This window comes from Streptomyces sp. B1866 (assembly GCF_031932565.1).
In the GTDB taxonomy this organism is placed as follows: Bacteria; Actinomycetota; Actinomycetes; order Streptomycetales; family Streptomycetaceae; genus Streptomyces.
Genome location: NZ_JAVSCF010000220.1, coordinates 1 through 11,002, shown reverse-complemented (window position 1 = coordinate 11,002; position 11,002 = coordinate 1). Strand labels below are relative to the sequence as shown.

The 11,002-nt window shown below is 76.1% G+C and carries 9 protein-coding genes; 8 read left to right on the top strand and 1 reads right to left on the bottom strand.

Annotated elements, in window-relative coordinates:
- The first annotated feature begins 425 nt into the window (after positions 1–425).
- The 8 genes from infC (at position 426) to RKE29_RS23300 (ending at position 9,868) form a co-directional block, all read left to right on the top strand.
- Positions 426–1,046, top strand: a complete 621-nt coding sequence (gene infC / locus RKE29_RS23335; RefSeq protein WP_312007550.1) for a translation initiation factor IF-3 — start codon at positions 426–428, stop codon at positions 1,044–1,046.
- Positions 1,047–1,253: 207 nt separating this feature from the next.
- The gene (gene rpmI, locus RKE29_RS23330) at positions 1,254–1,448 is read left to right on the top strand and encodes a 50S ribosomal protein L35 (RefSeq protein ID WP_312007549.1); all 195 of its coding nucleotides are present in this window, start codon (positions 1,254–1,256) and stop codon (positions 1,446–1,448) included.
- Between the two features lie 109 nt (positions 1,449–1,557).
- On the top strand, positions 1,558–1,944 hold the full coding sequence (rplT, locus tag RKE29_RS23325; protein ID WP_312007548.1) for a 50S ribosomal protein L20: 387 nt from the start codon (positions 1,558–1,560) through the stop codon (positions 1,942–1,944).
- A gap of 179 nt (positions 1,945–2,123) precedes the next feature.
- Positions 2,124–2,957: an RNA methyltransferase gene (locus RKE29_RS23320; RefSeq protein ID WP_312007547.1), complete on the top strand. Its 834-nt coding sequence runs from the start codon at positions 2,124–2,126 to the stop codon at positions 2,955–2,957.
- 54 nt (positions 2,958–3,011) lie between these two features.
- Positions 3,012–4,211 carry an ATP-binding protein gene (locus RKE29_RS23315; protein WP_312007546.1) on the top strand — a complete coding sequence of 400 codons (1,200 nt, stop codon included), beginning with the start codon at positions 3,012–3,014 and terminating at the stop codon, positions 4,209–4,211.
- Positions 4,212–4,413: 202 nt separating this feature from the next.
- The gene (gene pheS, locus RKE29_RS23310) at positions 4,414–5,559 is read left to right on the top strand and encodes a phenylalanine--tRNA ligase subunit alpha (protein ID WP_312007545.1); all 1,146 of its coding nucleotides are present in this window, start codon (positions 4,414–4,416) and stop codon (positions 5,557–5,559) included.
- Positions 5,559–8,141: a phenylalanine--tRNA ligase subunit beta gene (gene pheT, locus RKE29_RS23305; RefSeq protein ID WP_312007544.1), complete on the top strand. Its 2,583-nt coding sequence runs from the start codon at positions 5,559–5,561 to the stop codon at positions 8,139–8,141. Before pheS ends, pheT begins: the two co-directional genes overlap by 1 nt.
- Before the next feature lie 461 nt (positions 8,142–8,602).
- The gene (locus RKE29_RS23300; RefSeq protein WP_312007542.1) at positions 8,603–9,868 is read left to right on the top strand and encodes a PP2C family protein-serine/threonine phosphatase; all 1,266 of its coding nucleotides are present in this window, start codon (positions 8,603–8,605) and stop codon (positions 9,866–9,868) included.
- Positions 9,869–9,980: 112 nt separating this feature from the next.
- On the opposite strand, the gene RKE29_RS23295 is transcribed toward RKE29_RS23300, so the two are convergent.
- Positions 9,981–10,838 (bottom strand): 3-hydroxybutyryl-CoA dehydrogenase, encoded by an 858-nt coding sequence (locus RKE29_RS23295; RefSeq protein ID WP_312007541.1) that lies wholly within the window; start codon positions 10,836–10,838, stop codon positions 9,981–9,983.
- Positions 10,839–11,002: the final 164 nt, after the last annotated feature.

Genomic DNA, 11,002 nt, shown 5'->3' with positions numbered 1-11,002 from the left:
CCCGCCCTTCCGGGGCTGCGCTCCGGGGGGCCTTCGCCCGCGCCCCCGCGGGGCCGGGGCGTCCGGCGCCGGTCGGCGGCGCCCGTACGCGCCGGACGCCGCCGCGGCCGCGGGAGCCGGGGCCGGGAGCCGGGGCCGGGAGAGGCATAGGCGATATTGGTGTAATCTGGAGGTCGACCGGCCGGACACACGCGTGCCCGGCCCGCAAGTGGAGGCTCCGATCTCCCACCTGACCGGCCCGCTGGCCGGCGGGTCATCGGTCAGGCTGCGCCCCGCGGTGTCTCGCGGTGGTGCTCCCGGTCTGTGTGAGGAGCCCCGCCAGCGGTCCGTCCGGGGCGCTTTCGGCGTTCCGGCGGCGGTCCCGCGACCACACACGTGACGCGACCGCCCGCCAGGCGGCCGCGTGGTGCAACCGAGGAGGCCCCATCAGCGCCGAGCCCCGCATCAACGACCGGATTCGCGTCCCCGAGGTGCGACTCGTCGGTCCCAGTGGCGAGCAGGTCGGCATCGTGCCGCTTGCCAAGGCCCTGGAGCTCGCACAGGAGTACGACCTCGACCTGGTCGAGGTGGCGGCGAACGCCCGCCCGCCGGTGTGCAAGCTCATGGACTACGGAAAGTTCAAGTACGAGTCGGCCATGAAGGCCCGTGAGGCGCGCAAGAACCAGGCGCACACGGTGATCAAGGAGATGAAGCTCCGGCCGAAGATCGACCCGCACGACTACGACACCAAGAAGGGTCACGTCGTCCGGTTCCTCAAGCAGGGCGACAAGGTCAAGATCACGATCATGTTCCGCGGGCGCGAGCAGTCCCGGCCCGAGCTGGGCTACCGGCTGCTCCAGCGGCTCGCCGAGGACGTCCAGGAGCTCGGCTTCGTGGAGTCCAACCCGAAGCAGGACGGCCGGAACATGATCATGGTCCTCGGTCCGCACAAGAAGAAGACCGAGGCGATGGCCGAGGCCCGGGAGGCGCAGGCCGCCCGCAAGGCAGGGCGCCAGCCGGGCGCCAGCCCCGCGGAGGAGCCCGCCGAGGAGCCCGCCGAGGCGTGACACCGGCCACGGGGCGCGAGCCCCGTGGCGGCAGAAGGCGGGGCCTCCGGGCCTCGCCGCACAGCACCCGGGGCGCGGGCCCCGTGGAGTACCCGGGGCCGGCGGCCCCGGGAGACACCAACCGAACACCCGACGCCGCCGCGCGCCGGCCGGCGGGCCCCTGCCCAGCCGGAGCCGACGGCGTCCCGACGAGGAGACGACGGCGACATGCCGAAGAACAAGACGCACAGTGGTGCCAGCAAGCGCTTCCGGCTCACCGGTTCCGGCAAGGTGATGCGCCAGCGCGCCGGTCGCCGCCACTACCTCGAGCACAAGCCGTCCACGCTGACGCGCCGCCTGGCGGGCACGACCGAGCTGGCCCCGGCAGACGCCAAGAAGGTCAAGAAGCTGCTCGGCAAGTGACGCGAGCCCCGTCCCGACCGGGGCGGGGTGCGCGTGACGAGCCCCCCGTTGACCCATTCGTTTCCGGGCCGCGTGAGTCACCCGCGGCCCCGTACAAGGAGTTGAACACGTGGCACGCGTCAAGCGGGCAGTGAACGCCCACAAGAAGCGCCGGGCGATCCTGGAGCAGGCCAGCGGCTACCGGGGCCAGCGGTCTCGCCTGTACCGCAAGGCCAAGGAGCAGGTCACCCACTCCCTGGTCTACAACTACAACGACCGTAAGAAGCGCAAGGGCGACTTCCGCCAGCTGTGGATCCAGCGGATCAACGCCGCGGCCCGCGCCAACGGCATGACGTACAACCGCTTCATCCAGGGGCTGAAGGCCGCGAACATCGAGGTGGACCGCAAGATCCTGGCCGACCTCGCGGTCAACGACGCCAACGCGTTCGCGGCGCTCGTCGAGGCCGCTCAGAAGGCCCTTCCGAGCGACGTCAACGCGCCGAAGGCCGCCGCGTAACCGGCGGCCCGCCCTCACCCCACGACGGACCCGCAGGCGACCTGTCGCCTGTGGGTCCGCGCGCGTGCCGCCCCGCGCGCCCGTCCGCGCGTGGAAGCACGCGCGTGGAAGCACCGGAGCGCGGGCCACGGAACCCCGGGCACCGGAAGAACCGAACAGACCGACGAAAGCGCGCGCCCATGGCCACTCCCGAGCTGACCTCCCCGCGCTCGCCGCGCGTCACCGCCGCCCGCCGCCTGGCCAAGCGCGGCTTCCGCGGCAAGGAGCGCCGGTTCCTCGTGGAGGGCCCGCAGGCCGTCCGCGAGGCCACCGCCCACCTCGCCGAGGTCTACGTCACCCCGGAGGCCGCCGAGCGGCACCCGGACCTGGTGGCCGCCGCCCGCGCGGGCGGCGCGCGCGTGGTCACCGCCACCCCCGAGGTGGTCGCGGCGATGTCCGACACCGTCACCCCGCAGGGCGTCGTCGGCGTGTGCCGCTTCGTCGACGTCGGCCTGGCGGACGTGCTCGCCGCCCGGCCCCGGCTGGTCGCCGTCCTCGCGCACGTCCGCGACCCCGGCAACGCCGGGACCGTGCTGCGCTGCGCGGACGCCGCGGGCGCCGACGCGGTCGTGCTCACCGACGCCTCCGTCGACCTGTACAACGCGAAGTGCGTACGGGCCTCGGCCGGCTCCCTGTTCCACCTGCCGGTGGCCGTCGGCGTGCCCGCCGGGCAGGCCGTGAGCGGCCTGCGCGCGGCCGGCCTGCGGGTGCTGGCCGCCGACGGCGCGGGCGAGCGCGACCTGGACGCCGAACTGGACGGCGGCGCCCTCGGCGCCCCCACCGCCTGGGTCTTCGGCAACGAGGCGTGGGGCCTGCCCGAGGAGACCCGGCGGCTCGCCGACGCGGTGGTGCGGGTGCCGATCCACGGCCGGGCCGAGAGCCTGAACCTGGCCACCGCCGCCGCCGTGTGCCTGTACGCCTCCGCCCGTGCGCAGCGCGCACCCGCGGGGTGCCGCTGTGTCACACCGGCCTAGTAGGGTGGCCCTTTCCGGTGGTGGCGAGGACGGCGGCGAGGAGGGGGAGAGGCCATGGACGTCAGGGCCTCCGGCGCCAAGGCGGGCGACCCCCGCGCGCCCGGGGCGCGGCCGCCCGCGGCGCCGCCCCGCGAGCGCGCGGACGGCCCGCCGCAGCCCGCGCCGCGCCCGGACGACCTGCCCGACGGCCTCGTCGTCGCGGACGAGACGGGCCGCGTCACCTGCTTCAACGCCGCCGCCGCCCGGATCACCGACACGCCCGCCGACCGGGCCCTCGGCCGCCCCCTGGAGCGCGCCCTGCCGCTGGAGGACCTGGAGGGCCGCCGCTGGTGGGCGCTGACCGACCCGTACGGCGGGCCGGTCACCCGCGTCGCCCAGCCCGAGCGGAACCTGCTGCTGCCCGGCGGCCGCGAGGTGCTGGTCTCCGCGCGGTACGTGCGCGAGCGGCCCACCGCGCCGGTGCGCCGCGTCGTGGTCTCGCTGCGCAGCACCGAGACCCGCCGCCGCACCGAGCGCAGCCACGCCGAGCTGATCGCCACCGTCGCCCACGAGCTGCGCTCCCCGCTCACCTCCGTGAAGGGCTTCACGGCCACCCTGCTGGCCAAGTGGGACCGGTTCACCGACGACCAGAAGCGGCTGATGCTGGAGACCGTCGACGCCGACGCCAACCGCGTCACCCGCCTGATCGCCGAGCTGCTGGACATCTCCCGTATCGACTCCGGCCGCCTGGAGGTGCGCCGCCAGCCCGTCGACGTGACCGCCGCCGTGCGCCGCCACGTCCAGGCGCACACCGCGGCCGGCCAGTGCCCGGAGCGGTTCGTCATCCGCGTCCGCGAGCCGCTGCCCCCGCTGTGGGCAGACCCGGACAAGATCGACCAGGTGCTCGGCAACCTCCTGGAAAACGCGGTGCGGCACGGCGAGGGAACTGTCACCATCGAGGTGGCGCCGGCGCCGCCCCCGCGGGGCGGCGAGCGCGCCGCCGGCAGCGCCCAGGCCGGCGACACCGCCGCGCGCGCAGAGAGGACCGCCGTCACCGTGAGCGACGAGGGTCCGGGGATTCCCGAGGAGTCGATGGGCCGCGTGTTCACCCGCTTCTGGCGGGGCAGCAAGCGCGGCGGCACCGGCCTCGGGCTGTACATCGTCAAGGGCATCATCGAGGCCCACGGCGGCACCATCAGCGTCGGCCGGGCCCCCGGCGGCGGCGCCCGGTTCCGATTTACCCTGCCCGTGGGCGCCCCGGCCGGCCTGGCCTGACGCCGCCCACGGGCCACGGCGCACGCCGCGCCCCGTAGACTCGACTGTCGGCACCAGGGCGTCCCAGGCACCCGCGGCGCCGCGACGCCCCATGGCACCGGCGGCGCCGGCCGCGGGCGTCGCGGGCGCGGCGGCCGGCCGGGCCGCGCGTCCGCCGCGGCGGACGAAGCCGAGCCAAAGCCAACCGGAAGCACGGGAAGAGATGTCGGCACCCAACAAGTCGTACGACCCGGTCGAGGTCGAGGCACTGAAACCGGAGGAGGTCGCCCGGGTGACGGAGGCGGCCCTCGCCGCCATCGCCGCCGCGCCGGACCTCGGCGCGCTGCGCGAGGTGAAGATCGCGCACGCCGGCGACCGCTCGCCGCTGGCACTGGCCAACCGCGAGATCGGCGCCCTGCCGCCGCAGGCCAAGGCCGAGGCCGGCCGGCGCGTCGGGCAGGCGCGCGGCGCGGTGAACAAGGCCCTCGCCGCCCGGCAGGCGGAGCTGGAGGCCGAGCGCGACGCGCGCGTGCTGGTCGAGGAGGCGGTGGACGTCACCCTGCCGCACGACCGCGTGCCCGCGGGCGCCCGGCACCCGATCACCACCCTCGCCGAGCGCATCGAGGACGTCTTCACCGCCATGGGCTACGCGGTCGCCGAGGGCCCCGAGGTCGAGACCGAGTGGCACAACTTCGACGCGCTGAACTTCCCGCCCGACCACCCGGCCCGCGAAGCCCAGGACACGTTCTTCGTACGCGCCCCCGGCGGCGACCGGCACGCCGAGGACGCCAGGGGCTCCTCGTCGGGCGTCGTGCTGCGCACGCACACCTCGCCGGTGCAGATCCGCTCGCTGCTCGACCGTGAGCCCCCGGTGTACGTGGTCTGTCCGGGCCGCACCTTCCGCACCGACGAGCTGGACGCCACCCACACGCCCGTCTTCCACCAGGTCGAGCTGCTGGCCGTGGACGAGGGCCTGACCATGGCGGACCTCAAGGGCACGCTGGACCACATGGTCCAGGCGCTGTTCGGCGAGGACATGACCACCCGGCTGCGCCCGAACTTCTTCCCCTTCACCGAGCCGTCCGCCGAGATGGACATGCGGTGCTACGTGTGCCGCGGCGCCTCGGTCGGCAACCCCGACCGGCCCTGCCGGACCTGCTCCAGCGAGGGCTGGATCGAGTTGGGCGGCTGCGGCATGGTCAACCCGCGGGTGCTGGTGGCCTGCGGCGTGGACCCCGAGCGCTACAGCGGCTTCGCCTTCGGCTTCGGCATCGAGCGGATGCTGATGTTCCGGCACAACGTGGACGACATGAGAGACATGGTCGAGGGTGACGTGCGCTTCACCCGGCCCTTCGGGATGGAGATCTGATGCGGGTCCCGCTTTCCTGGCTGCGGGAGTACGTCGACCTGCCGGCCGGCGAGACCGGCCGCGACGTGCAGGCCAGGCTCATCTCGGCCGGCCTGGAGGTCGAGACCGTCGAACAGCTCGGCGCCGGGCTCAAGGGCCCCCTGGTCGTCGGCCACGTGCTGGCCGTCGAGGAGCTGGAGGGCTTCAAGAAGCCCATCCGCTACTGCCAGGTCGACGTCGGGCAGGCCGGGGGCACCTCCCAGGCCGAAGGCTCTGGGGGCGGCACCGGCCGGCCGCAGAACATCGTCTGCGGCGCCACCAACTTCCAGGCCGGCGACAAGGTCGTCGTCGTGCTGCCGGGCGGCGAGCTGCCCGGCGGGTTCGCGATCAGCGCCCGCAAGACCTACGGCCGCGTGTCCGAGGGCATGATCTGCTCCGCCAGGGAGCTGGGCATGTCCGACGAGCTCCCCCGGCCCGGGGGCCGGGAGGTGCCCCCAGGCATCATCGTGCTGCCGCCCGAGCTCGAACCGGGCACCGACGCCATAGAGCTGCTTCAGCTGGTGGACGAGGTCCTGGACATCGCCGTCACCCCGGACCGCGGCTACTGCCTGTCCCTGCGCGGCGTCGCCCGCGAGGCGGCCACCGCCTACGGGCTGCCGCTGCGCGACCCGGCCCTGCTGGACGTGCCCGCGCCCAACGGCTACGGCTACCCGGTGCGGATCGCCGACCCGGCCGGCTGCGACCGCTTCACCGCCCGCACCCTCACCGGCCTGGACCCCGAGGCGCGCTCCCCGATCTGGCTGACCCGCCGCCTGCAGAAGGCCGGGATGCGGCCGGTCTCGCTCGTCGTCGACGTCACCAACTACGTGATGCTCGAACTCGGCCAGCCGCTGCACGCCTACGACCGCTCCCGCCTGGAGGGGCCCATCGGCGTGCGGCGCGCCGCACGGGGCGAGAAGCTGACCACCCTCGACGGCACCGCGCGCGTCCTGGACCCCGAGGACCTGGTCATCACCGACGACCGCGGGCCGATCGGCCTGGCCGGCGTCATGGGCGGCGCGCACACCGAGATCGCCGACACCGTCACCGACGCGGAGACCGGCCGGGTGGACGGCACCACCGACGTCGTCATCGAGTCCGCCCACTTCGACCCGGTGTCCGTCGCCCGCACCGCCCGGCGGCACAAGCTGTCCTCCGAGGCGTCCCGCCGCTACGAGCGCGGCGTGGACCCGGCCGCGGCCGCCGCCGCCGCGCAGCGCACCGTCGACCTGCTGGTGCTGCTCGCGGGCGGCACCGCCGGGGCCGGCGTCACCGAGGTGGCCGCGCCCGCCGCGCCGCGCACCGTCACCCTGCGCGCGGACCACCCGGACCGCGTCGCGGGCGTGGCCTACGGCCGCGAGACCGTGGTGCGCCGCCTGCAGCAGGTCGGCTGCGGCGTGGAGGGCGCCGACGAGCTGGTCGTCACCCCGCCCACCTGGCGTCCCGACCTGCGCGACCCGAACGACCTCGCCGAGGAGGTCATCCGGCTCGAAGGCTACGAGAACCTGCCCGCCACGCTGCCGCGGCCGCCCGCCGGCGGAGGGCTGACCGAGTCCCAGCGGCTGCGCCGCCGGGTCGGCCGCGCCCTGGCCGGCGCCGGGTTCACCGAGACGCCGACGTACCCGTTCCTCGGCGAGGAGGTCTTCGACCACTTCGGCCTGGCCGAAGACGACCCCGACCGGCGCGTCGTCCGCCTGGCCAACCCGCTGTCGGACACCGAGCCCGCGCTGCGCACCACCCTGCTGCCCGGGCTGCTGGCCGCGCTGCGCCGCAACGCCGGCCGCGGCGAGCAGGACCTCGCCCTGTTCGAGACCGGCCTGGTCTTCCGGCCGACCGGCCACGAGCCGCCCGCCGTGCTGCCGCCCGTCGACCGCCGGCCGACGGACGAGGAGCTGGCCGCCCTGGACGCGGCGCTGCCGCCCCAGCCGCGCCGCGTCGCCGCCGTGCTGGCCGGCGCCCGGGAGCGGCCGGGCTGGTGGGGCCCGGGCCGCCCCGCGACGTGGGCCGACGCCGTCGAGGCGGGCCGGGCGGTCGCGCGCGAGGCGGGCGCCGAGCTGATCGCGCGCCAGGCCCGGCGCGCCCCCTGGCACCCGGGCCGGTGCGCGGCGCTGCTGGTCGTCGTGGACGGCGAGGAGACCCTGGCCGGGCACGCGGGCGAGCTGCACCCCAGGGTGACCAAGGCGCTCGGCCTGCCGGAGCGCACCAGCGCCCTGGAGGTCGACCTCGACCTGCTGGAGCGGGCGGGCCAGGGCGTCGTGCGGGCCCCGCGCGTGTCGGCGTTCCCGGTGGCCACCCAGGACGTCGCCCTGGTCGTGGACGCGTCGGTCGCCGCGGCGGACGTCGAGGCGGCGCTGCGCGCGGGAGCGGGCGACCTGCTGGAGTCGCTGCGCCTGTTCGACGTCTTCACCGGCGAGCAGCTCGGCGAGGGCAGGAAGTCCCTGGCCTACGCCCTGCGCTTCCGCGCCCCCGACCGCACGCTGACGGCCGAGGAGGCGTCCGCGGCCCGCGACGCGGCCGTCGCGGAGGCCGTGGAGCGCACGGGCGCGGTCCTGCGCGGCGTCTGACACCGGCGGCGGCCGCCGCCCGGGGCCCGGCTGCCGCCGGTCGGCCCCGGGCGGCGGGCCGCCGGGCCTCGGCGGTGGTCCGCGGGGCCCCTACCGGCGCGGGCCGAAGGCCCGCGGCGCGTACGCCCCGCGCCCGTCGCTCCGCGCGTCCCGTACGCCGCGCGGTCCCGCGTGACGCGTTTCGGGTCGTTTCACACGCTCTTCCGCCGTCTCGGACAACCTCGTACAACCTTGTGCGACCTCGTACAAGAGGACGGCTCATCTCACTCGTTCGGGTGAGAACCATCCGCTAGCGGGTCATTTCGGGGCGGACCGCAGTCAGAATCGTGCCGGTCGCCACGGCTCGTCGCACCACGGTCATCTGGGCCCGGCAGACCGCCTCATTGGGCTGCTAGGGGGACCGCATGACGGGGACGAGGGCGGTTGGCGACGCGTACGCGCGGTCGCCGCGCCTATGGCGGATGTTCGGCTTCGCACTGCCGTGCCTGTGGGTGCTGGGGGTCGTCGTCTGGGGGCTGGCGTGCCCGTACCAGGCGCAGCTGGTGCAGCTCCTGGCCGCCGCGCCGGCCGTCGCCTACGCCAGCAGCGGCCGCCGCCAGTGCCTGCTGCTCGGCGCGGTGAGCGCGCTGTTCGCCCTGGTCTCGCTGGTGCCGCTCGACCCGTTCGACACCGTGGGCCGCCACGAGGACCTGGGCACCCGGCTGGCCACCTGCGCCACCATCCTCGTCGTCGTCGGCGGGTGCTATCTGACCACCGGCCGCAGGCAGCGGCTGGTCCGGGAGCTGGAGCAGGCCCGGCGGGTGGCCACCGCCGCCCAGGAGGTGGTGCTGCGCCCGCTGCCCGCCTGCCTCGACGGGCTGGCGCTCGCCGGCGGGCACCTGTCGGCGAGCCGCGGCGCCACGGTCGGCGGCGACCTGTACGAGGCACTGTCCACGCCGTACGGGGTGCGGGTCGTCATGGGCGACGTGCGCGGCCACGGCCTGGCCGCCATGGGCACGGTCGCCGCCGTGCTCGGCAGCTTCCGCGAGGCCGCCCACGACGAGCCGGACCTCGGCGGCGTGCTGCGCCGCCTGGACCGGGCCCTGGACCGGCACCTGCGCGAGCGCGCGCGGGGCGCGGGCACGGGAGTGTGGGGAGCCGACCCGGAGCCGCCGGTCACCGAGGACTTCGTGACCGTCCTGCTGCTCCAGATCGGCCGCGACGGGGACGTGACGGTGCTCAACTGCGGCCACCCGTGGCCGTACCGGCTGCGCGGGCGGCCGCCGGGCCGCGGCCGGGCCCGGCAGATCACGCCCGGCGACGCCCTGCCGCCGCTGGGGGCCTTCCCGCTGCCCGCCGACCTGCCCGTGGTGCGGGCCCCGCGGCTGCTGCCCGGCGACGCCCTCGTGCTGTACACCGACGGGGCCGAGGACGCGCGGGACGCCCGGGGCGCGTTCTTCCCGCTGGGCTCCGCGCTGGCCGAGGCCGCCGGCCCCGGCCCGGTGGTGCCCGCGGCGGTGGTCGAGCGGGTCCGTGCGGCGGTGCTGCGCCACACCGGCGGCCGGCCCGCCGACGACGTGGCCCTGCTGGTGGTGCGCAACGACCGCCCGCGCGCACGGACCGCGCCGGTGGCCCCGCGGCGCGCCCCGGTCCCCGGGCCGGTCGTGACCATCGCGGGCGCGGCGGTCGAGCGGGTCGCGGGCCGGCGGGCCGCCTCCCGCCCGGCCGGCCGGTGCAACCGGGGGTGACGGCGGCGGCCCGCGCGCCGCGTGCCGGGCGTGCCGGGTCGTAAGCGGAGCGGCCGGTCCCGGGCCGGCCCGGGTGCCAGCCGGGTGCCTGCCGGGTCAGCCGGTTGTCAGTTCAGTACGTGTAGAAGCCCGCGCCCGTCTTGCGGCCCAGCCGCCCCGCCTCGACCATCCGCAGCAGCAGCGGGGGAGCGGCGTACAGCGGCTGCTTGTGTTCCCCGTACATCGAGTCCGCGATGGCCGCCACCGTGTCCAGGCCGATCAGGTCCGACAGCTTCAGCGGGCCCATCGGGTGCGCGCAGCCCAGCTCCATGCCGTCGTCGATGTCCTCCCGGCCGGCGATGCCGGACTCCAGCATCCGGATCGCGGCCAGCAGGTACGGGATCAGCAGTGCGTTGACGACGAAGCCGGAGCGGTCGCGGGCGCGGATCGCGTGCTTGCGCAAGGACTCCCGCACCAGCGCCTCGGCGCGGGCCACGGTGTCCTCCGCGGTGGTCAGCGCCGGGACCAGCTCGACCAGGCGCTGCACCGGGGCGGGGTTGAAGAAGTGCAGGCCCAGCACCTGGCCGGGGCGGCCGGTGGCGACGGCGAGCCGCACCAGGGGGATGGAGGAGGTGTTCGAGGCCAGGATCGCGTCGGGCCGGACCACGATCCGGTCCAGGGCGCGGAACACCTCCGTCTTGACCCGCTCGTCCTCCACGACCGCCTCGATGACCAGGTCGCGGTCGGCCAGCCGGCCGAGGTCGGTGGTGAAGTCCAGCCGGTCCAGCGCCGCGTCCCGCTCCGCCGCGCTGATCTTGCCGCGCCCGGCGGCCCGGTCCAGGGAGCCGACCAGCCGGGCCCGGCCCCGCTCCAGGTCCTCCCCGGTGGTCTCGGTGACCCGCACGTCCAGGCCGGACCGCGCGCACACCTCCGCGATGCCCGCGCCCATCTGCCCGCAGCCCACCACGCCGACCCGTCGGATGTCGTTCACCCTCGTGCCTTTCGCCTTCTCCGCGCGGGCCGAGCGGGCCGCGCAGCCCGCGTGCGGCCGCGTCCGCGCGCCCGTACGGCAGGGCGCACCCCTCGACGGTACCCGCCGCCGCCGGGCCGGGCCGGAAACCTCCGCGGCGCCGGTGCGGCCGCCCCACCGGCGTC